Raw genomic sequence first — 21,591 nt, forward strand, 5'->3', positions numbered from 1 at the left:
TACGGGTGAACGGCGGGGGCCTGTTGGGCCCCCGCCGTCAACTACCGAACCTGTGAAGGTCAGGCCTGCTCGGTCTCCGCGGCGGGGGCCTCGGCCTCAGCCGCGGCGGCCGGGGCGTCGGCCTGCTCGGCGTCGGCGGCCTTCTCCGTCTCGGCGGACTTCTGAACCTCGGCCTCGTCGGCCTTGGCCTCGTCAGCCTTGGGCTCGTCGGCCTTCTTCTCGCCCTCGAGCAGGTCGCGCTCCCACTCGGCGAGGGGCTCGCCGGCGGCCTTCTCGCCCGGCTTCTGGTCGCCCGTGGCGACACCGGAACGGGCGATGAGGCCCTCGGCGACGGCGTCGGCGATCACGCGGGTGAGCAGGGTGACGGAACGGATCGCGTCGTCGTTGCCCGGGATCTTGTAGTCGACCTCGTCGGGGTCGCAGTTGGTGTCGAGGATGGCGACGACCGGAATGTTGAGCTTCCGGGCCTCACCGACCGCGATGTGCTCCTTCTTGGTGTCCACGATCCAGACGGCGCTGGGCACCTTGGACATCTCGCGGATACCGCCGAGGGTCTTCTCCAGCTTGGCCTTCTCGCGGGAGAGGACGAGCAGCTCCTTCTTGGTGAGGCCGGACGCGGCCACATCCTCGAAGTCGATCTGCTCGAGCTCCTTCAGGCGCTGCAGGCGCTTGTAGACGGTCGAGAAGTTGGTGAGCATGCCGCCCAGCCAGCGCTGGTTCACGTAGGGCATGCCGACGCGGGTCGCCTGCTCGGCGATGGCCTCCTGCGCCTGCTTCTTCGTGCCGACGAACATGACCGTGCCGCCGTGGGCGACGGTCTCCTTGACGAACTCGTAGGCGCGGTCGATGTACGACAGCGACTGGAGCAGGTCGATGATGTAGATGCCGTTGCGCTCCGTGAAGATGAAGCGCTTCATCTTCGGGTTCCAACGACGGGTCTGGTGACCGAAGTGGACGCCGCTTTCCAGCAGCTCCCGCATCGTGACGACGGCCATGGCCGTACTCCTAGGTGTTCTCGGTTGTGCCGCGTCCGCCGGATGACGGTCGCGCCTGACGCCCGCGATGCGCCGTGCCACAAAGGACCGAGAGGCGCTGGCACCTGGCTTTTCATGGCCTGGTGTCGGGGCGTGCGAAGTCGACCCGGTGACCCGGATCGCCACAAGAAGTGTACGGGACCCGCGAGGCAGCGGGTGACGCCGCTGTCCACAAGCGGCTGGTCATCCACAGATCCGGACCATGATCCCTGCGGACGGGCCCGGCGCGGGACGGTTCTGGCATGTCTCACATGCGAAGAAGCCCGGGCCTCGTACTGCTGACCGCGACGCTGATCACCGCGGCACTGGTCACCGCGGCACTGATCATCACGGCGGCGCTGCCTGCCGCCGCTGCTGCCGCCGCCGGGGAGCCGGTGCCGAAGGTGGGCGGCGGGTGGCCCGTGGGGGTGCGGCCCGCGGTCGTACGCGGCTGGGAGCCTCCGGCGACGGAGTACGGCCGGGGGCACCGGGGTGTGGACCTCGCGGCGGCGCCGGGGGCCGTGGTCCGGGCGGTGGCTCCGGGCAGGGTCTCCTTCGCGGGCCGGGTGGCGGGCCGGGGAGTGATCGCGGTGGAGCTGGCGGGGACGGGCGATCCACCCCTGCGCACGACGTACGGGCCAGTGCGGGCCACGGTCGAGAAGGGCGCGGAGGTGGTGACGGGCGAGGCGCTGGGGGTACTGGAACTCCCCTCGGCGACGGCGGCCGCCCACTGCCCGAGCAGCTGCCTGCACTGGGGCCTGCTGCGGGCCGACGCCTACCTCGACCCACTCACGCTGCTGCCACCGTGGCTGCTGCGGGGCGGGGCGTCCCGTCTGCTGCCGGTGATCGCCGTGCCGTTCTCGCGCCTTCTCCCCTGGTGGGCAGGTGTTCCGTTCGGCGACGGACCAGAGCGGCCCGACGGACCAGAGCCGCGCGACGGAGCAGTGCCGCAGGACGGAGCAGTGCTGCGCGACGCCTCACCGCCGGGCGCCCATGAGCGAGGCCTCAGCCCCGCAGCTAACGGTCAGGGCCTCAGCCCCGCACACCCCGCAGCGCCATGGTGACGGCGGCCTCGGTGATGGCGGAGGGGTCCTCCGCGGCGCCCAGCTCGATGCGCCGCACGGCCGCGTCCACGACACCCTGCAGCAGCATCGCCGCGAGCCGCGGCTCGGCGTGCCCGAGCTCGCTCAGGGCCTGGCCGATCATGGCGACGAGCCCGCCGTGCGCGGCACGGATCTTCTCCCGCGCCCCCGCGTCCAGCTCGGCCGCGGAAATCGCGACGACGGCCCGGTGACGCCGGTCGCCGACCAGCGCCAGCTGCTGGCGCACATACGCCTCGACCTTGCCCTCGGCGGAATCGGCCCGCTCCATCGCCGCCGAGACCTCCGCCGCCCAGACGGGGAAGTCGACCTCGCACAGCTCCTCGACGACTGCGGCACGCGACCGGAAGTACTCGTACACGGATGACCTCGCGAGCCCCGTGCGCTCAGCGAGGGCGGGGAAGGTCAACGCTTCCGTACCGCCCTCGGACAGCAGGGACCGCGCTGCGTCCAGCAGGGCGCCGCGTTGCATCGACCGGTGCTCGGCCACAGAGGCCGCTCGAATCCTTGGCACGCACTCCACTCTACGGATGTGACCGCCAGGACGGGAGTCGATCCACCTCGCGGAACTCCGGGCGCCCGCCTCGCGGCACCGGCCGGCGGCAGGGACGATTCAGCGCGCTCAGCGGCCGAAACTCGCCAGCTTCGCCCGCAGCTGGAGGACCGATTTTGTGTGGATCTGGCTCACCCGGCTCTCCGTCACTCCGAGCACGTTGCCGATCTCGGCGAGCGTAAGGCCTTCGTAGTAGTAGAGCGTGACGACGGTCTTCTCCCGCTCGGGCAGCGTATTGATCGCGCGCGCGAGCAGCCGCCGGAGCTCGCGGTCCTCGGCGACCTCCACGGGGTTGTCGGCCGCCGTGTCCTCGAGCGTGTCCATCAGGCTCAGCCGGTTGCCGCCCTCGCCCCCGACGTGCAGGAGCTCCTCCAGGGCCACCACGTTCGCCAGCGACAACTGGCTGAAAACGGCGTGCAGTTCCTCCAGAGCGACCCCCATCTCGTGGGCGACCTCGCTCTCCGACGGCGTACGCCTCAATTGCGCCTCTAGCGTGGCGTAGGCCCGCTCGACGTTGCGCGCCTTCTGCCGCACGGACCGGGGAATCCAGTCGAGCGCCCGGAGTTCGTCGATCATCGCGCCGCGGATACGGGTGATCGCGTACGTCTCGAACTTGATGGACCGTTCGATGTCGAACTTCTCGATCGCGTCGATGAGGCCGAAGACCCCGGACGAGACGAAGTCCGCCTGCTCGACATTGGGCGGAAGACCCACGCTGACCCGGCCCGCCACATACTTCACCAGTGGCGAGTAGTGCAGGATCAACTGCTCGCGCAGCCGCCCGTCACCCGTCTCCTTGTACGACCGCCACAGCTCGTCCAGCGACGAGGGCGCGGGGGGCCGCTCCCGCTCGCCGCTACGGGCGGCGGGGGGAGCTGCCGCCCGATCGGACCCTGAGGTGTGCTGGGGCATTCGTCGCCTTGAGCCGTTCTGCCGTGAACTGGTGAGGTCGTGCGAGCCGATGGATTCGCCCGCACCCGCGAGGTGGTGAGCTTCCGTGAAGTGAATGAGGTTGTCCGTCTGCTTGCCTGTGGTTGCCTGTCCGCGTCGGAATCCTTGTGAGCGTAGCGTGACTGGAGTGTCGCAGTGTGCGAACAGTAGGGGATCACGCGCACGCAGATACGTTCCGCTGGGCTCTTTGACGGACACCTCCTGTCGCCCTCCGTGACGACCGCGGAGCCTCAACTGCACGATTTTGCAAGGCCATCAGGAGTTCATCCAGACGGCCGAACACACTCGGTCACGGACCGTCCACCTCCGGGAAGACCGACACATTCGCCTGGCGTGTCAACTGCCAGCCGTCGCCGTGTCGTTCGACGAACCCGAGAGAGCGCAACTCGTACAGCCGACCGACTGCTTCGTCGGCCACCGTGCCCGCGCCGAGAGCGATCTCCCGGACCGACGCGCAGCCGCGGGCGGGCAGCGCCGCCAGGACACGCGCGGCGTCGGCGGCGAGCAGGTCGCGCGGCACGACGGGACCGCGCCGCTCCGGGGCCAGCTCGCCCATGTCACCCACGAGCTCGACGATTTCCGCCGCGTCGGTCACGAGTACACCGTCACCTCGCAGCAGTTCGTGCACCCCCGCCGAGAGCCCGCTGGTCGCGGGCCCCGGCACCCCCATGGTGAACCGGCCCAGCTCCCGCGCACTGCGCGCCGTGGCGAGCGCACCGCTGCGGTACGCGGCCTCGACGACAACGCACCCCCTGGTCAGGGCGGCGATCACCCGGTTCCTGAGGATGAACCGGCTCGGCGTCGGATGATCACCCGGAGGTAACTCCCCCACCAGCAGACCCTGTTCCGCGATCCTCCTGATCAACTCGGCATGTCCCCGCGGGTAGGCCCGGTCGACCCCGCACGCGAGCACCGCGACCGTGGCCCCGCCGGCTCCCAGCGCTCCCCGGTGCGCGGCCCCGTCGACCCCGTAGGCCCCGCCCGACACGACGACCCAGCCCCGCTCGGCGAGCCCCGCCCCGAGCCCGGCCGCCATGTGCGCCCCGTACTCCGTGCAGGCCCGCGCGCCCACCACCGCCACCGACCGGAGCGCCCATATCCGCAGGCTGGGCCGCCCCCGCACCCAGAGCCCCACCGGCCGCCCGTCCCCCAGGTCATCCAGCTGGAGGGGCCACTCCGCCTCCCCCGGGCACACGAACCGCATCCCCGCGTCCCGCGCCACCGCCAGGTCCTGCCCGGGCCGCGCCCTCGCCGCCCGCGCCCGCAGCCCCTCCCACCGCGCCGGCGTCACGCCGTCAAGGCGCTCCTCCCCCTCGGCCAGCCGCCGCACCACTTCGACGGCCCCCGTCTCCCGCAGCCACCGCCCTCCCACCTCGTCCCCCGGTTCGAGGATCCGGGTCAGGGCCGCCCGCGCCAGCCGCTCCGCCTCCGGCACACAACCCGGTCCCCCGGCCGAGGTCATGTCCGCGCCCCGATCGCCATCGGCACACCCCGCGAGACTCCCGTGCGCAACTGCAGGGCCAGGGCGACGTCCTGTGCGGCAGGCCGCTCACGTCCCGCGAGGTCAGCGACGGTCCAGGCGACCCGCAGGACCCGGTCGAGCCCCCGCGCGGTCAGGAATCCACGCTCCAGGTCGAGTTCGGCGGCGTCCAGGGCGCCCCGCTCGGCGGGCCACCGCGTGCGCAGTGCGTGTCCCGGCACCTCGCTGTTGGTACGCCAGCCGGTGCCGGTCAGCCTGGCCGCCGCTCTCTCCCGGGCGACGCGCACCCGGTCGGCGACCGTCTGCGTGGAGTCCCCCCGCGTGCCGTACCCGGCAAGCTCGGACCGCGTGACCGGCTCCACCTCCACCTTCAGGTCGATCCGGTCGAGCAGCGGGCCCGAGAGCCTCGCCTGATAGCGGCGCACGGCGGATGCCGGGCATTCGCAGCCGTCGCCGAGCAGGGTGTGCCGACCGCAGGGACAGGGGTTGGCAGCGAGCACCATCAGGAATTTCGCGGGCAGCCGCACCACGCCCGCGCTCCGGGCGATCACCACATGGCCCGCTTCCAGGGGCTGACGCAGGGAATCCAGCGTCTGGCTGCTGAACTCCGGCGCTTCGTCGAGAAAGAGCACGCCGCGATGGGCCAAGGAGACCGCCCCCGGCCGTGCGATTCCCTTACCGCCGCCCACGAGCGACTGCATCGTCGCGGAGTGGTGCGGCGCGCAGTACGGCGCGGTGTCCACCAGGGGTCTGCCCGGCGGCAGCATGCCCGCCACCGAGTGGACGGCCGTCACCTCCAGGGACTCCTCGCGGGTCAGCCGCGGCAGAATCGCCGGCAGCCGTTCCGCGAGCATCGTCTTTCCTGCGCCCGGCGGGCCCTGCAGAAACAGATGGTGCCCACCTGCCGCCGCCACCTCCACGGCGGTCCTGGCCGACGCCTGTCCGACGACATCGGCGAGGTCCAAGGCATATGCGTCCTCCGGACCACCGCTGAGCCCAGTGCCCACGCCGGTTCCCGGTACGCAAAGCCCCGCGAGCATCGGGTCGGGCCGCCCCGGCTCGGCAGGCTCCTCCTCCGGCACCGGCTCATCGGTCAGCACGGCGATCAGCTGTCGCAGACTGCGCACCCCGAGCACCGAGACCCCCGGCACCAGCGCGGCCTCGGCCGCCGTGCACTCCGGGACGACGACCTGCTCGTAGCCCGCGTCCGCCGCCGCGAGCACCGCGGGAAGCACTCCCCGGACCGGCCGCACCCGCCCGTCGAGACCCAGCTCACCGATCATCACGATGTCGGTGAGGGTCCGCGGATCGATGCGCTCCGCCGCGCCGAGCACCGCGCAGGCCACCGCCAGATCGAAGCCGCTGCCGCCCTTGGGCACCGACGCCGGGCTGAGCCCCACGGTGAGCTTCTTCTGGGGCCACTCACCGCCGGAGTTCACCACCGCGGCCCTGACCCGGTCCTTGCTCTCCGTCAGGCTCTTGTCCGGGAGCCCGACCAGCGTGAACGCCGCGACGCCGGGCTCCAGATCGGCCTGCACCTCGACGACCACGCCCTCGACGCCCACAAGCGCCACGGAGCACGTACGCGCGAATCCCATCAGGCCACCCCCCGCGCGTGCTCCACGACGGGGGCGCCGCGGCGCGGGATCAGCACGCCCACGAGGTCGATCCGCACCCCGCCCGGCGGCGGGCCGCCGCGCTCCTCGATCCAGCGCTCGGCCAGGCGCCGCAGCCGCTCCGCCTTGACCCTGCTGACGGCCGCCATCGGATGCTGGAAGACCGTCGAACCAACAAGCCCCGCTCTGCGCGTCTTGACCTCGCAGACGACCAGCGCTTCGCCGTCCATGGCCACGATGTCGATCTCGCCGGTTCTGCCGCCGCGCCAATTGCGCTCCAGAACCGTCATCCCGGCTTCGCCCAGCCGCCGCGCGGCCAGATCTTCGCCGTACCGCCCGAGTGCCCCCTGTGCGTTCATGTCGGCACCACCTCCGACATCCACACTGGGGCTCACCCCCGAGCGTTGTGGATCTTGGTGGACGACTCACCCGTTGTGGATAACCCGCTCACCCGTGGCGGTGAACCAAGCGGCGACCGAGCAGTGAGTCAGGCCGCGAACTCAGCCTCCCGGCAGTTCGAGATCGCTCTTGTTGAGCTCCTCGATATTCACGTCCTTGAACGTGAGGACGCGCACCTGCTTCACGAACCGTGCGGGCCTGTACATGTCCCACACCCAGGCATCCGCCATGGACACCTCAAAGAAAACCTCACCCTGGACCGAGTGCACCTGCATCTCGTAGTCATTGGTGAGGTAAAAGCGCCGTTCGGTCTCGATCACATATTTGAACAGACCGACGACATCGCGGTACTCCCGGTAGAGCTTCAGCTCCATCTCGGTCTCGTACTTCTCGAGGTCCTCGGCGCTCATGGCATGTTCCCCTTCAGCCGTGCGTCCCCCTATTGTGCGTCAGCCCCTGGAGCCTCTACACGATTTCCGCGTCGAGGGTCTCGGGCCGGCTCGGAGGACCCTCGTCGAGCAGCCTGCGAAGCAGCTCGGCGAGCCTGGTCGGATACACCGTCTCATGTGCCTCGGTCAGTTCCCGGCACGTCCACCAACGCGCTCCCGCGACGGTCCGCTGTTCCAGCTCCGTCAGCCCTGTCGCCCGCGTCGACGTCTGTGACGTACGCGCGAGGAAGTACCGCTCGTCCTGGTCCCAGCGCCGTCCGGCGAAGGGGAAGGAGCAGAACCGCTGCCACAGGGCGGGGCCGAGCTCGACCTCGGAGATGCCCGTCTCTTCCATCAGTTCACGCAGTGCGGCCTGTTCATGCGTCTCGTCGCCCTCCAGACCGCCGCCCGGCGTGAACCACCAGTCGTTGGCCGCGTCCTCCGGCTCATGACCGTGCAGCAGCAGGATCCGGTCCTCCGGGTCGAGCAGCACCACCCGCGCGACCTCGCGCGGCTCTCGCGGCTCGCGCGCCTCTCGCGGCTGCGACTCAGCCGACACGAGCGGTCGCTCCCGAGTCGTCGCGGCTCTGCGGACGCTCACGCCCGCGCCGCAGCCGCTTGGCCACCGGGCCGTACGCGGCGCCTCCCATGACGAGGACGGCACCGGCCACCACCGCCCACACCATGAGCCGCACGGGTCCGGGGTCGGAGATGCCGCCCGGCATGTCCGCGAAGCCTTCGGGCCGTTCGAGCGTCCCGAACTTGTCCATCGGCCAGGCCACCGCGTCGACCCGCCCCTCCACCGCGCTGCGCGGCACGGAGCCGTGGTTGGAGTCGCCCAGGTGCACGCTGGAGTCCAGAGAGCCGCTGCGCTCGTCACCGAGCAGGAAGAGGTTGCCCTCGGGGACCGTGGTGGCCGGGATACCGGTGGCCGCGGCGCCCTTGCCCTCGGGAAGATACGGTTCTGCGACCTGCTTGCCGTTGACCATCAGCTTGCCGTCCGTGCAGCAGGAGATCCGGTCCCCGCCGATGCCGACCACACGCTTGACCATCGGCAGATCGCCCCAGCTCGCCTGCCGGAAGACGACGACGTCGCCCCGGCGCACGTCGCTGCCGTCCATCCGCTCCGCGAGCACCCGGTCGCCCGCGCCGATCGTCGGCGTCATCGACCCGGTTGGAACGGTGTACGGCTGGTACAGGATGGCGCCCCAGACGAAGCCCCCCAGGAAGAGCACACAGCCGAGGGCCACGGCAAGGCCCGACAGCACGCTGCCGAGTCGTCCGTGGCCCTCGTCCGTACGTTGTGTCCTGCTCATCCCAGTGCTCCCCCATATCGGAGACGACCCCGCGCCCCTACGAGCAGGAGCGCGGAAGATCAGCGATCTGGGACGGCACCCTACCCGGCGGTACCTCCGCCAGAAACCCTCGCGGCCCGCGCAGCGGCCACCGTGAGCCGGCGCCTGCGCCAGAGCACGACCGGAACCGCACCGGCGAGCCCGAGGGCCGCGGGCGCCGCGCTCATGGCGGCGTTGATGCCCTGCTGGTCGAAGGTGTCCGGCTTGGGCAGCGTCGCCCAGCGGGTGGGCGGCCAGGCGATCACGATCGCGCGGCCCACGACGTTGTCCGCGGGGACCGCGCCGCCGCCGGGCTGGTTCTGGTGGTAGCGGGAGTCCAGCGAGTTCTGCCGGTGGTCACCCATGACCCAGATTTTGCCTGCCGGAACGGTGACCTTGAACTGACCGCCCTGGTCGTCGACGGTGCAAGGGGTGTTGCCCTCGAAGACGTACGGCTCGTTCAGCGCCTTGCCGTTGACCTTCACCGGTCCCGTGCCCTTGCACTCGACCGTGTCGCCGCCGACCGCGATGACGCGCTTGATCAGGTCCTTCTCGTCGGCGGACGGCATCAGGCCGACCCAGCCGAGAACCCGCTGAATCGCGTTCGGGTCGGGCGTCGGCTCACCGTCGAGCCAGTGGCCGGGGTCCCTGAAGACGACGACCTCGCCGCGCTCGGGCTCCGAGCCGAACCACGGGGTCAGCTTGTCGACCAGTACGCGGTCGCCCTTCTGGAGCGTGTTCTGCATCGAGTCCGAGGGAATCGAGAACGCCTGCACCAGGAAGGTCTTGATCACCAGCGCCAGGATCAGCGCGATGCCGATGAGGAGCGGCAGCTCCTTCCAGAAGGAGCGGGGCTTCTTCGCCCCCTTGGCCCGCTTCCCGTCCTGCTCACCGGGCGCGGGCGTGGCGCCCGCGGAGTCACTCCCCCGGTTCACGCCGTCCGCTGCGGCCTCTGCCCCGGGCTCGTCTGACCGCCCTGGCTGCTCCTCGGGCCCACCGTGTCCGGACCGTGCGCCGACCGCCACATCCCCCACATCCACTCCTCAGTCCGTGCCGCTGCCCGCTCCTGATGCGATGCAGGCCCACCACTCCCATAACGAGCGGGAGTTCCGCAGGGGTCGGGAGTCCGGTCAATCCGTATCGATCGCCGGTAGCCACCCTATGCGACGGCCCGATGGCGGTGTCCGACCCCGCACGCGCGTCGGGTACGGACGCGTACGTATCGGGCTCTTCCAGCTTGCGCCAGTGGTCGAAGGGCCAGGCGATGACAAGCGCGCGCCCCACCACGCTGTCCTCCGAAACCGTGCCGCTGAACTTCTCCGTGCGGTGGAAACGGGAGTCGGCCGAGTCCGAGCGGTGGTCGCCCATGACGAAGAGGCGCCCCTGGGGGACCTTCACCTCGAACTCGAAGGACGACGGCTCGTCTCCGGGGTTGATGTAGGGCTCGGTGAGGGGGACGCCGTTGACCGTGAGCTTCTTGTTCTTGTCACAGCACTTCACGGTGTCGCCGCCGACGCCGACCACGCGTTTGATCAGGTCGCGTTCGTTGTCGGAGGGCAGCAGCCCGATGAAGGTCAGGCCTTCCTTGACCTGCTTGACGCCTACGGGGTCGTCCTTCTTCTTGGTCTGTTCGTCCTTGAGCCAGTTGCCGGGGTCCTCGAAGACGACGACGTCGCCGCGCTCGGGCTTGGCACCGAACCACGGGGTGAGCTTGTCGACGAGGACGCGGTCGCCGACCTTGATCGTCTGCTCCATCGAGCCCGAAGGGATCACGAAGGCCTGCACCAGGAAGGTCTTCAGAACCAGGGCTATGAGGAGCGCGACGCCTATGAGGAGAGGTATCTCCTTGATCGCCGAGCGCTGCCTGCGCCGCTTGACCTTCCGCGCGAGCTTGCGCCGCTCGGCCCTTCCGGGCAGTACGGGGCCGCTGGTGGGCCGGGATCCGGTGGGCAGCCTGGTGTCGGCACGGTGACTGGCGTCGCGGGTCCGTCCGCGGTTACCCATGCGCGCCGCCTGGTGCCGGCACGCGCGCGTAGCCGTCGGGACGCTCCAGGGAGGTCCAGTGGCCGATGGGCCAGGCGATCCAGTCGGCTCTGCCGATCACGGAGTCGACGGGGATCATGCCGCCGCCGGGCATGCCGAGGTAATCGCGGGAGTCGCGGGAATCGCTGCGGTGGTCGCCGAGGAGAAACAGGCTGCCTTCGGGGACGACGGCGACAAAGGGCACCTTCGAGGGGGCGTCCCCCGGGTACAGGTACGGCTCGTCGACGGGCTCGCCGTTCACCTTGATCCTCCCCCGCTTGTCGCAGCAGACCACCCGGTCTCCCCCCACCCCTGCGACCCGCTTGATGTAGTCGGCATCCCCGAAGTAACCGCTGCCGTCGAAGACGACCGCGTCACCTCGCTGCGGCTCGGAACCGAAACGGTACGCCAACTTGTTGACGAGTACCCGGTCTCCGACCCGGAATGCGGGCTTCATGGAGCTGCTGGGGATCTGGAACGGCTGCATCACGAAGGTGCTGACGACCAGCAGGGACACCATGCAGAACAGCAGCGTCAGGGTGATTCTGCCGCCGGGCACCCAGGAGACGAACGACATAAAAGCGGAGCGCGACCGGTCCTCCGCCTCCACGGACTCCCCGTCGCTCTCGGCGCTCGGGGAATCGGTGGGTGGGGAGGAGCGGTCGCGCTCCGTGTGCTGTGCTTCGGTGTCCATCGGGGCCAGATGCTATCCGGCCCCGCTGTGGACCCGTGCGCGAGCTCAGTTGTCGCGCTTCTCCTTGATCTTCGCGGCCTTGCCGCGCAGCTCACGGAGGTAGTACAGCTTCGCGCGACGCACGGCGCCGCGGGTGACGAGCTCGATCTTCTCGACGATCGGGGTGTGCACCGGGAAGGTGCGCTCCACGCCGACGGAGAAGGAGACCTTGCGGACCGTGAAGGTCTCGCGCACGCCGGCACCCTGGCGGCGGATGACTACGCCCTTGAACTGCTGCACACGGGAGCGGTTGCCCTCGATGACGCGCACGTGGACGTTGACGGTGTCACCCGGGCGGAAGGCCGGGATGTCGGTGCGCAGCGAAGCGCTGTCGACGGAGTCGAGCAGGTTAGCCATGATCGTCTGCTTTCTTCACTGATGCCACAGGTCATCAGCGGGAGATTCGTGATGAGGATTCGATAGCTGTTCGCGTCGGGCGGGCGTCGTTCCCCCTGTGGCAGGGGCGCACGCTGGACGTACAGCAGCGACCTATTGTTCCACGGCGTCGGGGTCTCGCCCAAATCGGCCGTCGGGCCCCGGCCGCCACCCCAGGATCGAGAGCATCTCGCGGTCCTTCTTGTCGAAGACATCGGGGTCACAGCGCTCGATCAGATCGGGCCTGTTGCGGACCGTGCGCCGCAGCGCCTCGTCCCTGCGCCAGCGTGCGATCTTGCCGTGGTGGCCGCTGATCAGCACGTCGGGGATGCCGTGACCGCGCCACTCCGGAGGCTTCGTGTAGACGGGGCCTTCGAGGAGGTTGGCCATGGCGCCCGGCGCGAAGGAGTCGTCGCGGTGGGACTCGGCGTTGCCGAGGACGCCGGGCAGGAGCCGGGCCACGGCCTCGGTGACGACCAGGACGGCCGCCTCGCCGCCCGCGAGGACGTAGTCACCGATCGACACTTCGTAGACGGGCATCCGGGTCGCGTACTCGTCCATGACGCGGCGGTCGATGCCTTCGTAGCGCGCGGGCGTGAAGACCAGCCAGGGCCGCTCGGAGAGCTCCACGGCGAGTTCCTGGGTGAAGGGCCGCCCGCTGGGCGTGGGGACGACCAGGACGGGCCCGTGGGCCCCGGCCTCGTACCCGTCGGCCAGCACGTCGTCGAGCGCCGCGCCCCAGGGATCGGTCTTCATGACCATGCCGGGGCCGCCGCCGTAGGGGGTGTCGTCGACGGTGTTGTGCCGGTCGTACGTCCACTCCCTGAGGTCGTGCACGTTCACGTCGAGCTGTCCACGCGCGCGTGCCTTGCCGACGAGGGAGACGTTCAGGGGGTCCAGATACTCGGGGAAGATCGTGACGACGTCGAGCCGCATCAGGCCTCGTCCCCCGAGGGAGCCTCGTCGTCCCTGGTGGAGACGGTCTCCGCGCGGTCGTCGATCAGGCCGGGGGGCGGGTCGATGATCGCCCGCTGCTCCTCCAGGTCGATCTCGGTGACGATCGACTCCACGAAGGGGATCATCACCTCGCTGCCGTCGGGGCGCTCCACGATGAACAGGTCCTGCGAGGGCAGGTGCGAGATCTCCGTGATGCGGCCGACCTCGACCCCGTCCTTGGTGACGATGTCGAGGTCCATGAGCTGGTGGTCGTAGTACTCGTCCTCGTCCTCCGGCAGCTCTTCCGGGTCGACCTCCGCGATCAGCAGGGTGTTGCGCAGCGCTTCGGCGCCCGTGCGGTCGCGTACGCCCTCGAAGCGAAGGAGCAGGCGGCCGCTGTGCACCCGGCCGGTCTCGATGGTCAGCGGCCCCGTGGAGGCGGGGTCGGTGGCGAGGACGGCGCCGGGGCCGAGCCGCAGCTCCGGCTCGTCGGTACGCACCTCGACGGTGACCTCACCCTTGATGCCGTGGGCGCGGCCGATCCGCGCGACTACCAGCTGCACTGCTCTCTCTCCTGTCGTGTGCCTACGGAAGGGGGTCCGTAAGCGCCCGCAGACGGTTTTGGCCGCCTGCAGACGACTACGGGCCGGGGAAGGCCCAGAAGCCCTCCCCGGCCCGTGCCGGTGCTACCTGTGGTTCAGTGAACCTGGTCCACGTCGACGAGGTCGACGCGGACACCGCGGCCGCCGATGGCGCCCACGACGGTCCGCAGAGCGCGCGCGGTGCGGCCGTTGCGGCCGATCACCTTGCCGAGGTCTTCCGGGTGGACCCGGACCTCGAGCACACGCCCCCGGCGCAGGTTGCGCGAGGCGACCTGCACGTCGTCGGGGTTGTCGACGATGCCCTTCACGAGGTGCTCGAGAGCCTCCTCGAGCATGCTCAGGCCTCGGTCGACTCGGTGGACTCGGCCTTGGCCTCGTCCGCCTTCTTGTCAGCCTTCTTGGCCTTCTGGGTGATGGCCTCACCCTTCGCCTCGTCGCCCTCGAGGCCCTTGGTGAAGGCCTCGAACGCGGCGCGCTTGTCCTTGGGCTCCGCGACGAGCAGCGGCGCCGGGGCCGGAAGGCCCTTGTGCGCCTGCCAGTCACCGGTGAGCTTCAGGATCGCCATGACCGGCTCGGTCGGCTGAGCGCCGACGGAGAGCCAGTACTGCGCGCGCTCCGAGTCGACCTCGATGCGCGAGGGGTTCTGCACCGGGTGGTACAGACCGATCTCCTCGATGGCCCGACCATCACGGCGGGTACGGGAGTCGGCGACGACGATGCGGTAGTGAGGCGAACGGATCTTGCCCAGACGCTTCAGCTTGATCTTGACTGCCACTGGAGTGGTGTCTCCTGGTCTTGACGTGGTTGGGCACAACGAGATGCCACGTGGGGTTGCGGTACTCGGGGTGCCCGATGGACGCGTCAGCCGGAGGCGAGAGGGTTCCTATGCGGCTGTCGAGTACAGCTAGCCATTGTGCCATACGCCGCCGGGGCGTCCGCACCCAGTCCGGGCGCCCCGAGCGGCACACCGCCGGCTCAGCCCCGTCAGCCGGCGGCGGCGCCGACCACTTCCGGAATGCGGAAGGGCTTCCCGCAGCCGCCGCAGACGATGGGCGCCTGGGCGAGCACCGAGGGGACCACGCGGACGTTGCGTCCGCAGTCGCAGACCGCCTTGACGCGGACGCCGCCTCCGGAGGAGCCGTGCCGGGCGGCAGGCCCCCGGAAACTGCGTGCCGTGTCGGCGGCGGTCGCCGCGGTGTGCGCCTTCAGGGCGCGCTGGAGCCGCTCGATCGTCGGGCGGTAGCGCTTCCTGGCCTCGGGGTTGAGCGTGACCAGGGAGAAGCCACTGCTGGGATGCGGCTCGTCGGGATGGTCGAGACCCAGCTCCTCGGCGATCGCGAGGAATCTGCGGTTGTGGTAACGGCCCGCGCGTGAGGTGTCGCGTACGCCGCGTGACGCGGCGATGCCATGGACTGCCTCATGGAGCAGTCGCTCGAAGGAGAGCTCGGCGCCGCAGGCGGACGACGACTCTCCGATCAGGGATTCGGGCGCGGCAAGATCGGGCAGCTCGGGGTGGTGCCGCTGAATATCGGCCCACGCCTGTGCCAGCTCTGCGGCGAGAACAGGTGGTGTCGTGCTCACGTCGTGAACAACGAGCAGGGGAGCCCGGGGGTTCCATTCCGGGGCATCCCAAATAATTTGCACGTACCCGTCAGTTGTCATTGATGTGTCCGGACGAGGGCGGGTGCGCTGATCTGCGCAGAAGCCTCGCAGCTCGTGGCAAGCCGGTACGTAGTAGCGCGTACGCCCCGGCGCGTAGCGGAACTGCGCACACCGGAGCTTGTGTTGCACGGGCAGGCGTACGAGCCGAGAACGGGCGCCCTGGTACCGGCGGCGTGCCCATCAGTAGGCGCGGGCCACCACAGCGACGTTACCGGGGGTGTCATCGGCGTCGGGCACCGCCCCGTCCTCCGTGACCAGACACCGTACGGACACGGAGTGCTCGGCGAGCTCCGCCTCGCCCCGAGGGCCGAGCGCGGCCCAGGGGATGCGCGCCCAGCCGCCGGCGGCGGTGGCCTCCACGGCCTGCTCGACGGTGGTGACGTCCGAGGTGCGCGACTCCCTGCGCTCGCGTGCCTGGTCCAGGAGCAGCTGCTGGTCCTCTTCGAGGAGTGCGGGCAGCAGCGCCGCCAGGGAGTCGATCGCCACCGGCTCCTTGCCTCCTCTGATGCGGCGGGCCAGCATCGCGGTGCCGTTGGCCAGGTCGCGCGGGCCGACCTCGACGCGGACGGGCACTCCCTTGAGCTCCCAGTCGACGGCCCGGCGTCCGAAGGGGACGTCCGTGCGGTCGTCGACCTGTACGCGCACGCCCGCGGCCGTCAGTCGGTCGCCGATCCCGCGGACCGCGGCGAGCACCGCCTCGTCGTCCTTGACGGCGAGGACGACGGCCTGGACCGGTGCGAGGCGCGGCGGGATCCGCAGTCCACTGTCGTCGCCGTGCATCATCACCAGGGCGCCGATCATCCTTGTCGTACTGCCCCAGGAGGTCTGCCAGACGAGCTCCTGCTTGCCCTCCCGGGAGAGGTACCGGGTGTGGAAGGCCTTGGCGAAGTTCTGACCGAGCTCGTGGCTCGTGCCGAGCTGAAGGGCCTTGCCGTCGCCCATCACGCCTTCGAGCGTGAGGGTGTTGAGGGCGCCCGCGAAGCGCTCCCTAGCGGTCTTGCGGCCGAGGACGAAGTCCATGGCGAGGACGTCCCGCATGAAGGCTCCGTAGACGTCCCGGTGGATGCGGGCCGCGAAATCGCGCGCCTCCTCGTACGTCGCGTGCGCCGTGTGCCCCTCCTGCCAGAGGAACTCCGACGTCCGCAGGAAGAGCCGGGGCCGCAGCTCCCAACGGACCACGTTCGCCCACTGATTGATCAGGAGCGGCAGGTCTCGATAGCTCTGCACCCACTTGGAGAAGTACTCGTTGACGATCGTCTCGGAGGTGGGGCGCACGACGACCGGCTCTTCGAGCTCCTTGCCTCCGCCGTGCGTGACGACGGCCAGCTCGGGGGCGAAGCCTTCGACGTGCTCGGCCTCCCTGGTCAGGTACGACTGGGGGATGAGGAGCGGGAAGTACGCGTTCTGGGTACCCGTCTCCTTGATGCGCGCGTCCATGTCCTGCTGCATGCGTTCCCACAGGCCGTAGCCGTACGGCCGGATCACCATCGTGCCGCGCACCGGGCCGTTGTCGGCCAGCTCGGCCTTGTTGATCAGGTCCTGGTACCAGCGCGGAAAGTCTTCCGCCCGGGGCGTGAGAACGGGTGCCTTGGCCATGGCGCGCATGGTACGGCGGGCCCCCTGAGCGCGTGAATTGAATTCTTCCGGGATTGCTCCAGGGGGCGCACGACGGTGGCACGCAAGCATTGCCCCACAACCCCTGGACGCCGCGACGGATGCGGAGTTCCCTGGCATACGGGGGGAGTGCGAGCGCACTGCACGGGGGCGGACGAACCGTTTGAATACGACACTCCAGTAACTCTCGGCGATTGGGGCGCTTTCCATGACACCTACACTCGCGCAGCCGCACCTCCCCCGCGCGGGCACGACCCCCCGCGGCGTGGACCGGTGCGCACGCGCGCGTGACTGGGCGGAAATTCAGGAACGGATGCTGGTTCCGCTCTATGAAGCGGTGTACGAACGACTCGACGTGGGCAGCGAAACGCGGCTTCTCGGCCTCGGCTGCGGTTCCGGACTCGCCCTCTTGATGGCTGCGTCAAGGGGCGCGTCGGTCACCGGTGTCGACCCCTCGGCGCCCGAACGGCTCGCCCTGGCCCGCGAACGCCTGTTGCCCGAAGCGAGCCCGGACACTCAGCCGCACGGCGAGGCCCGGCTCGTGGACGGCGGTCCCGCCGACCTGGCGGGGCCGGACGCACCCTCGTACAACATGGTGACCGCGTTCCAGCCGATCGGCTGCATGGCGGGTGACTCCGAAGGGCTCTCGGGCCTCCTGGAGTCCACCGTTCCGCTGACCGGGCACGGCACCCCCGTGGTCCTCGTCGGCTGGGGTCCGCCGGAGCGCTGCACGACCTCTTCCGTACTGAGGGTGGCGACCAAGCTCGCCGAGCCACTCCGTAGTACGGGAAGCTGGCGCCCCGCGCTCCGCGACGACCTGGAGGAGGTCGCCCAGCGGGCGGGCCTCAAACCGGACGGCTCGGGACGCGTGGCGTGCCCCTTCGGGTACGCGGACACGGACAGCGCGGTCCGGGGTCTGCTCTCGACGGGTCTCTTCGACGCGGCGGTGGGCGCGACGGATCAGGTACAGGTCGACAAGGAGCTGACGGAGGCCCTGCACCCGCACAAGCGGCGGGACGGGACGGTGTGGATGCCGAACGTGTTCCGGTACTTGATCGCGCGTACTCGGTAGCCCGGTTACTTGATCGCGCGTACGCAGTAGCCCGGTCGCGTACGCGGCAGGCCCGGCTAGCTTCGGTCCAGGGCTGTCCGCAGCCGGTCGAGCAGCACGCCGGCCGCCGGGCTCGCGGGTCCGTCCGTGCGCCAGGTCAGGGCGATCCTGCCGCGGGGCCGGGGATCCGTGATCTCCAGTATCCGCAGCCCGTACGCGGCCGCCGTGCGGGGCTCGATCGCCGGCAGGACGGCCACGCCGAGACCGCGGACGACGAGTTGCACCAGGACCTGCGGAGCGGCGGCCTCGAAGGCGATGCGGGGCCTGATGCCGGCCTGCGCGCAGGCGCGGTCGAGCACACCGCGCAGTCCGGTGCCGCGCGGCAGGCTGATCAGCGGACGGTCGCGCAGCTCGGCCAGCGGGACTGTCGTACGGCCCTCGGGCACGAGCAGGGCGTCGCCCGGCAGGACGACGGCCACCAGGGGTTCGTCGATCACCAGCTGCAGGGAGACCCCCGGCGGGGGCTCCTCGTCCGTCAGGCCGAGGAGGGCGATGTCGAGTTCGCCGGCGCGCAGTGCGGCCAGCATCCGGTCGGAGCTGTCCTCGGTGAGGGCGATCTCGACGTCGGGGTGATCGTCGTGGAAGTCGGCGAGTACGGAGACCACGTCGAACTCGTGGGTGGCGGCGCCGGACACCAGGCCGAGCGCGATCTGGCCGCGGAGCAGCCCGGTGAACTCGTCCACCGTGTGCCGCACGCCGTCGACCGCGGCGAGCGCGGCCCGCGCGAACGGCAGGACGGCCTCGCCCACCTCCGTCAGGGTCACCGACCGTCCGGAGCGGTCGAGGAGCGGCTGGCCGAGCTCCCGTTCCAGCTGCCGGATCTGGGCGCTGACCCCCGGCTGGGCCAGGTGCAGGCGTTCGGCGGCGCGGGTGAAGTTGGCCTCTTCCGCCACGGTGACGAAGTACTGGAGCTGCCGGAGTTCCATAACCGGCAATGCTAGCCACAAGAAGATTCAGCTCTTGGACTTATGGCGAGGGGGTCGACACCCTGAAGAGGTGGACATCAGAACGGCCGTCGCCGCCGAACGCCATGACCTCGCCGCCCTGCTCGACGATCTGACGCCCGCCCAGTGGGAGGCACCGACCCTCTGCGCGGGGTGGCGGGTCCGGGACGTCGCGGCCCATATGTCGCTCGGCTTCCGGTACTCGCTCCCCAAGACGCTGACCGAACTCGTCAAGGCGCGCGGAAGCCTCCACCGGATGACCGACCGCTGCGCCCGCAGGGACGCCGCCGCCCACTCGACCCGTCAGCTCACCGCGTTCCTCAGGGACAACGCGGACCATCCCTGGCAGCCGCCCATGACCGGGATCGAGGGAGCGCTCGGCCACGACGTGGTCCACGGCCTCGACGTCTCGGTCGCCCTCGGCCTCGGACGCAGCGTCCCCCTGGAGCGAATCGACGTCCTTCTTAAGAAGGTCACGCCCAAGAGCACGAAGTTCTTCGGGGCGGACATCGGCGGCGTCGAGTTGCGCGCCGACGACCTCGACTGGAGTTACGGCAGCGGCACTCCCCTGACCGGCGCCGCCCAGGACCTTCTCCTTGTCCTGTACGGCAGGAAGCTCCCCGCGGGCCACCTCCGCGGGGAGCTGCAGAGCCGCTTTGCCCTACAAGAGCCCCTACAAGAGCCCGTGCAGGAGCCCTAGTCGGTGTACTTGGTCAGCCGCGTGATGCCGGCGATGCGATACGCCGCCTCCTCGTCCAGGGTCTCGTTCTCCAGGAGCGCCGCCGCCAGGGCGTCCAACTGGCCGCGGTGGTCCCTCAGCTGCCTGCACGCGCTCTCGTAGCAGGCGTCGACGATCCGCCGCATCTCGTGGTCGATCGTGTCGAGGGTGACCGGGGCAGCCGAGAGCCCGTAGGCCTGCTGGGCGTCGTTCGGGAGCGCGGAGAGACGGCCCACGCGTTCGCTCATGCCCCAGCGGCCGACCATGCCGCGGGCGATGTTGGTGACCTGTTCGAGGTCGTTCTCGGCGCCCGTGGTGATGGCGTCGAAGACTACGTGTTCGGCCGCCATGCCACCCAGGGCCCCGACGATGCGGCCGCGCAGGTACTCCTCCGTGTACGCGTACTTGTCGGAGTCGGGGGTCGAGAGCGTGACGCCCAGGGCGCGCCCCCGCGGCACGATGGTGATCTTCCGGACCGGGTCGGCGCCGGGCTGCAGCATGCCCAGCAGGGCGTGCCCGCTCTCGTGGTACGCCGTGCGCCGCCGCTCCTCGTCGGGCATGACCAGCGGCCGTTCGGCGCCCAGCTGGACCTTCTCCAGAGCCTCGGACATGTCGGACTGCGTCACTTGCTTCTGCTTGCGCTTGACCGCGAGCAGGGCGGCTTCGTTGGCGAGGTTGGCGAGTTCCGCGCCGGTCATCCCCGGTGTCGTACGGGCGACCTGAGCGAGGTCGATGTCGCTCGCCAGCGGGATCTCACGGGTGTGGATCTTGAGGATGGCCTCGCGTCCGCCGCGGTCGGGCGGGCTGACGGTGACGACCCGGTCGAAGCGGCCGGGGCGGGTCAGGGCGGGGTCGAGGATGTCGGCGCGGTTGGTGGCCGCCAGGACGATGACGCCCTCCGAGCCCGAGAAACCATCCATCTCGGTGAGAATCTGGTTCAGCGTCTGCTCGCGCTCGTCGTGCCCGCCCATCCCGCTGCCGCCGCCGCGCGCCCGTCCGATGGTGTCGATCTCGTCGATGAAGATGATGGACGGCGCGACCTTCCTGGCCTCGGCGAAGAGTTCCCGTACGCGCGAGGCGCCGACGCCGACGATCATCTCGATGAACTCCGACGCGGACGCCGAGAAGAAGGGCACCCCCGCCTCACCGGCGACGGCCCGCGCGAGCAGCGTCTTGCCGGTTCCGGGCAGGCCCGCGAGCAGCACGCCCCGCGGCATCTTGGCGCCCATCTCACGGTAGGCGTCGGGCTTCTTGAGGAAGTCGACGACGTCACTGAGCTCGCCCTCCACCTCGTCGATGCCCGCCACGTCCTCGAAGGTGGTGCGCTGCTCGCCGGGTTCGAGCTCCACCGGCTTCGGCGGTGCCTTGCGGCCCAGCATGCCGCCCGCGCCGCCGCCCATGCCCGAGCTCATCCGCCGGGCGATGAAGATCCACAGGAAGACCAGGAGCAGCATCGGGGCGAGCGAGATGAGCAGGTTGGACAGGAAGCTGCGCTCCTGGACGACCGGCTCGGCGGTGACGGTGACGTCGTGCTTGGTGAGGTCGTCCCAGAGCTTGTCGTCGGCGAAGGCGGGGCGCTGGGTGGTGAACTTGGTGTACTTCCCCTTCGCGTCGCCCGGCTTCTCCTGCTCTTTCTTGAGCTGCCCCTGGATCGCGTCGCCCTTGGAGTAGATCTTCGTGACGTTGCCGGAGTCGACCTGCTTGCTGAACTCCGTGTACGAGATCGTCGGCTCGTCGCCCTCGTTGAAGAACGAGAGCACGAGGTTGGCGATGAGATAGACGATGAGCGCGGTGAGGATGAGCCCGCCCCATCCGCCCGGCATCTTCTTCTTCGGCGGCGGCGTGGGCGCGGGCGGGGGTGCGCCCTCGGAGCGCCATGGCTTGTCGGTCGCCCGGCGCGGCGGCACAGGGTTGCTCATATGGGGACGTTACGACACAAACAGGGGCTGGGCACCTGCTCCGAAAACGCCTGAGGCGCCCCTCCCGGCTGAGCGGAGGGG

The 21,591-nt window shown here is 70.1% G+C and carries 23 protein-coding genes and 1 pseudogene; 3 read left to right on the top strand and 21 right to left on the bottom strand.

The genetic code is table 11. The annotated features are described in order from the left end of the window. Positions 1-59 precede the first annotated feature (59 nt). Positions 60-995 (bottom strand): 30S ribosomal protein S2, encoded by a 936-nt coding sequence (rpsB, locus tag ACWFR3_RS22270; RefSeq protein ID WP_453736342.1) that lies wholly within the window; start codon positions 993-995, stop codon positions 60-62. A 290-nt stretch (positions 996-1,285) separates the two neighbouring features. Here rpsB and ACWFR3_RS22275 point away from each other — a divergent pair. After that, positions 1,286-1,870 (top strand): annotated as a pseudogene (locus tag ACWFR3_RS22275) (peptidoglycan DD-metalloendopeptidase family protein); the annotation flags it as partial. Positions 1,871-2,045: 175 nt separating this feature from the next. Here ACWFR3_RS22275 and ACWFR3_RS22280 read toward each other — a convergent pair. The 18 genes from ACWFR3_RS22280 to proS all read right to left on the bottom strand — a co-directional run bounded on the left by ACWFR3_RS22280 (position 2,046) and on the right by proS (position 16,800). Then, on the bottom strand, positions 2,046-2,603 hold the full coding sequence (locus ACWFR3_RS22280) for a TetR/AcrR family transcriptional regulator (protein ID WP_453736360.1): 558 nt from the start codon (positions 2,601-2,603) through the stop codon (positions 2,046-2,048). Positions 2,604-2,735: 132 nt separating this feature from the next. Beyond that, on the bottom strand, positions 2,736-3,578 hold the full coding sequence (gene whiG / locus ACWFR3_RS22285; protein ID WP_351165420.1) for an RNA polymerase sigma factor WhiG: 843 nt from the start codon (positions 3,576-3,578) through the stop codon (positions 2,736-2,738). 328 nt (positions 3,579-3,906) lie between these two features. After that, positions 3,907-5,079, bottom strand: coding sequence for a DNA-processing protein DprA (gene dprA / locus ACWFR3_RS22290; protein ID WP_453736343.1), 1,173 nt, complete (start codon positions 5,077-5,079; stop codon positions 3,907-3,909). Beyond that, positions 5,076-6,695, bottom strand: a complete 1,620-nt coding sequence (locus ACWFR3_RS22295; protein WP_453736344.1) for a YifB family Mg chelatase-like AAA ATPase — start codon at positions 6,693-6,695, stop codon at positions 5,076-5,078. Before ACWFR3_RS22295 ends, dprA begins: the two co-directional genes overlap by 4 nt. Continuing rightward, positions 6,695-7,072, bottom strand: a complete 378-nt coding sequence (locus ACWFR3_RS22300; protein ID WP_453736345.1) for a YraN family protein — start codon at positions 7,070-7,072, stop codon at positions 6,695-6,697. The genes ACWFR3_RS22295 and ACWFR3_RS22300 overlap by 1 nt, the downstream gene beginning before the upstream one ends. 141 nt (positions 7,073-7,213) lie before the next feature. Next, positions 7,214-7,522: a DUF2469 domain-containing protein gene (locus ACWFR3_RS22305; RefSeq protein WP_003965949.1), complete on the bottom strand. Its 309-nt coding sequence runs from the start codon at positions 7,520-7,522 to the stop codon at positions 7,214-7,216. A 55-nt stretch (positions 7,523-7,577) separates the two neighbouring features. Continuing rightward, on the bottom strand, positions 7,578-8,099 hold the full coding sequence (locus ACWFR3_RS22310) for an NUDIX hydrolase (protein ID WP_453736346.1): 522 nt from the start codon (positions 8,097-8,099) through the stop codon (positions 7,578-7,580). Continuing rightward, entirely contained in the window at positions 8,089-8,856 is a 768-nt protein-coding gene (gene lepB, locus ACWFR3_RS22315; RefSeq protein WP_453736347.1) for a signal peptidase I, read from the bottom strand. The genes ACWFR3_RS22310 and lepB (ACWFR3_RS22315) overlap by 11 nt, the downstream gene beginning before the upstream one ends. Positions 8,857-8,936: 80 nt before the next feature. Next, entirely contained in the window at positions 8,937-9,908 is a 972-nt protein-coding gene (gene lepB / locus ACWFR3_RS22320; RefSeq protein ID WP_453736348.1) for a signal peptidase I, read from the bottom strand. Beyond that, on the bottom strand, positions 9,793-10,878 hold the full coding sequence (gene lepB / locus ACWFR3_RS22325) for a signal peptidase I (protein ID WP_453736349.1): 1,086 nt from the start codon (positions 10,876-10,878) through the stop codon (positions 9,793-9,795). The genes lepB (ACWFR3_RS22320) and lepB (ACWFR3_RS22325) overlap by 116 nt, the downstream gene beginning before the upstream one ends. Beyond that, complete coding sequence (lepB, locus tag ACWFR3_RS22330; protein ID WP_453736350.1) at positions 10,871-11,590, bottom strand: signal peptidase I; 720 nt, start codon at positions 11,588-11,590, stop codon at positions 10,871-10,873. The genes lepB (ACWFR3_RS22325) and lepB (ACWFR3_RS22330) overlap by 8 nt, the downstream gene beginning before the upstream one ends. Before the next feature lie 45 nt (positions 11,591-11,635). Next, the gene (gene rplS / locus ACWFR3_RS22335; protein ID WP_453736351.1) at positions 11,636-11,986 is read right to left on the bottom strand and encodes a 50S ribosomal protein L19; all 351 of its coding nucleotides are present in this window, start codon (positions 11,984-11,986) and stop codon (positions 11,636-11,638) included. Positions 11,987-12,118: 132 nt separating this feature from the next. Beyond that, positions 12,119-12,940 (bottom strand): tRNA (guanosine(37)-N1)-methyltransferase TrmD, encoded by an 822-nt coding sequence (gene trmD / locus ACWFR3_RS22340; RefSeq protein ID WP_453736352.1) that lies wholly within the window; start codon positions 12,938-12,940, stop codon positions 12,119-12,121. Further along, positions 12,940-13,503: a ribosome maturation factor RimM gene (gene rimM / locus ACWFR3_RS22345; protein WP_453736353.1), complete on the bottom strand. Its 564-nt coding sequence runs from the start codon at positions 13,501-13,503 to the stop codon at positions 12,940-12,942. The genes trmD and rimM overlap by 1 nt, the downstream gene beginning before the upstream one ends. Positions 13,504-13,637: 134 nt before the next feature. Next, on the bottom strand, positions 13,638-13,877 hold the full coding sequence (locus ACWFR3_RS22350; RefSeq protein ID WP_119295199.1) for an RNA-binding protein: 240 nt from the start codon (positions 13,875-13,877) through the stop codon (positions 13,638-13,640). Between the two features lie 2 nt (positions 13,878-13,879). Next, complete coding sequence (gene rpsP, locus ACWFR3_RS22355) at positions 13,880-14,317, bottom strand: 30S ribosomal protein S16 (RefSeq protein ID WP_363212531.1); 438 nt, start codon at positions 14,315-14,317, stop codon at positions 13,880-13,882. Positions 14,318-14,526: 209 nt separating this feature from the next. Continuing rightward, complete coding sequence (locus ACWFR3_RS22360) at positions 14,527-15,123, bottom strand: hypothetical protein (RefSeq protein WP_365864749.1); 597 nt, start codon at positions 15,121-15,123, stop codon at positions 14,527-14,529. 261 nt (positions 15,124-15,384) lie between these two features. Next, entirely contained in the window at positions 15,385-16,800 is a 1,416-nt protein-coding gene (gene proS, locus ACWFR3_RS22365) for a proline--tRNA ligase (protein ID WP_453736354.1), read from the bottom strand. A gap of 226 nt (positions 16,801-17,026) precedes the next feature. Between proS and ACWFR3_RS22370 the strand changes: the two genes are divergently transcribed. Then, a complete protein-coding gene (locus ACWFR3_RS22370) occupies positions 17,027-17,890 on the top strand; it encodes an SAM-dependent methyltransferase (RefSeq protein WP_453736355.1) in 864 nt (287 codons plus the stop codon). Positions 17,891-17,946: 56 nt separating this feature from the next. Here ACWFR3_RS22370 and ACWFR3_RS22375 read toward each other — a convergent pair whose 3' ends face one another. After that, positions 17,947-18,855, bottom strand: a complete 909-nt coding sequence (locus tag ACWFR3_RS22375) for a LysR family transcriptional regulator (RefSeq protein ID WP_453736356.1) — start codon at positions 18,853-18,855, stop codon at positions 17,947-17,949. A 70-nt stretch (positions 18,856-18,925) separates the two neighbouring features. Here ACWFR3_RS22375 and ACWFR3_RS22380 point away from each other — a divergent pair, with 70 nt between their 5' ends. Continuing rightward, entirely contained in the window at positions 18,926-19,573 is a 648-nt protein-coding gene (locus ACWFR3_RS22380; RefSeq protein WP_453736357.1) for a maleylpyruvate isomerase family mycothiol-dependent enzyme, read from the top strand. On the opposite strand, the gene ftsH is transcribed toward ACWFR3_RS22380, so the two are convergent. After that, entirely contained in the window at positions 19,570-21,510 is a 1,941-nt protein-coding gene (ftsH, locus tag ACWFR3_RS22385; RefSeq protein WP_453736358.1) for an ATP-dependent zinc metalloprotease FtsH, read from the bottom strand. The genes ACWFR3_RS22380 and ftsH overlap by 4 nt on opposite strands. Positions 21,511-21,591: the final 81 nt, after the last annotated feature.

It is taken from the genome of Streptomyces sp. NPDC055189 (assembly GCF_053606765.1).

What these genes read in the sequence shown, in the direction of transcription:
- ACWFR3_RS22305 (WP_003965949.1), bottom strand. Translation starts at nt 7,522, where the DNA reads ATGAGCGCCGAGGACCTCGAGAAGTACGAGACCGAGATGGAGCTGAAG.
- ACWFR3_RS22375 (WP_453736356.1), bottom strand. Translation starts at nt 18,855, where the DNA reads ATGGAACTCCGGCAGCTCCAGTACTTCGTCACCGTGGCGGAAGAGGCC.
- ACWFR3_RS22350 (WP_119295199.1), bottom strand. Translation starts at nt 13,877, where the DNA reads ATGCTCGAGGAGGCTCTCGAGCACCTCGTGAAGGGCATCGTCGACAAC.
- ftsH (WP_453736358.1), bottom strand. Translation starts at nt 21,510, where the DNA reads ATGAGCAACCCTGTGCCGCCGCGCCGGGCGACCGACAAGCCATGGCGC.
- proS (WP_453736354.1), bottom strand. Translation starts at nt 16,800, where the DNA reads ATGGCCAAGGCACCCGTTCTCACGCCCCGGGCGGAAGACTTTCCGCGC.
- ACWFR3_RS22300 (WP_453736345.1), bottom strand. Translation starts at nt 7,072, where the DNA reads ATGAACGCACAGGGGGCACTCGGGCGGTACGGCGAAGATCTGGCCGCG.
- trmD (WP_453736352.1), bottom strand. Translation starts at nt 12,940, where the DNA reads ATGCGGCTCGACGTCGTCACGATCTTCCCCGAGTATCTGGACCCCCTG.
- rplS (WP_453736351.1), bottom strand. Translation starts at nt 11,986, where the DNA reads ATGGCTAACCTGCTCGACTCCGTCGACAGCGCTTCGCTGCGCACCGAC.
- whiG (WP_351165420.1), bottom strand. Translation starts at nt 3,578, where the DNA reads ATGCCCCAGCACACCTCAGGGTCCGATCGGGCGGCAGCTCCCCCCGCC.
- rpsB (WP_453736342.1), bottom strand. Translation starts at nt 995, where the DNA reads ATGGCCGTCGTCACGATGCGGGAGCTGCTGGAAAGCGGCGTCCACTTC.
- lepB (WP_453736350.1), bottom strand. Translation starts at nt 11,590, where the DNA reads ATGGACACCGAAGCACAGCACACGGAGCGCGACCGCTCCTCCCCACCC.
- lepB (WP_453736347.1), bottom strand. Translation starts at nt 8,856, where the DNA reads ATGAGCAGGACACAACGTACGGACGAGGGCCACGGACGACTCGGCAGC.
- lepB (WP_453736349.1), bottom strand. Translation starts at nt 10,878, where the DNA reads ATGGGTAACCGCGGACGGACCCGCGACGCCAGTCACCGTGCCGACACC.
- ACWFR3_RS22295 (WP_453736344.1), bottom strand. Translation starts at nt 6,695, where the DNA reads ATGGGATTCGCGCGTACGTGCTCCGTGGCGCTTGTGGGCGTCGAGGGC.
- dprA (WP_453736343.1), bottom strand. Translation starts at nt 5,079, where the DNA reads ATGACCTCGGCCGGGGGACCGGGTTGTGTGCCGGAGGCGGAGCGGCTG.
- ACWFR3_RS22370 (WP_453736355.1), top strand. Translation starts at nt 17,027, where the DNA reads ATGACACCTACACTCGCGCAGCCGCACCTCCCCCGCGCGGGCACGACC.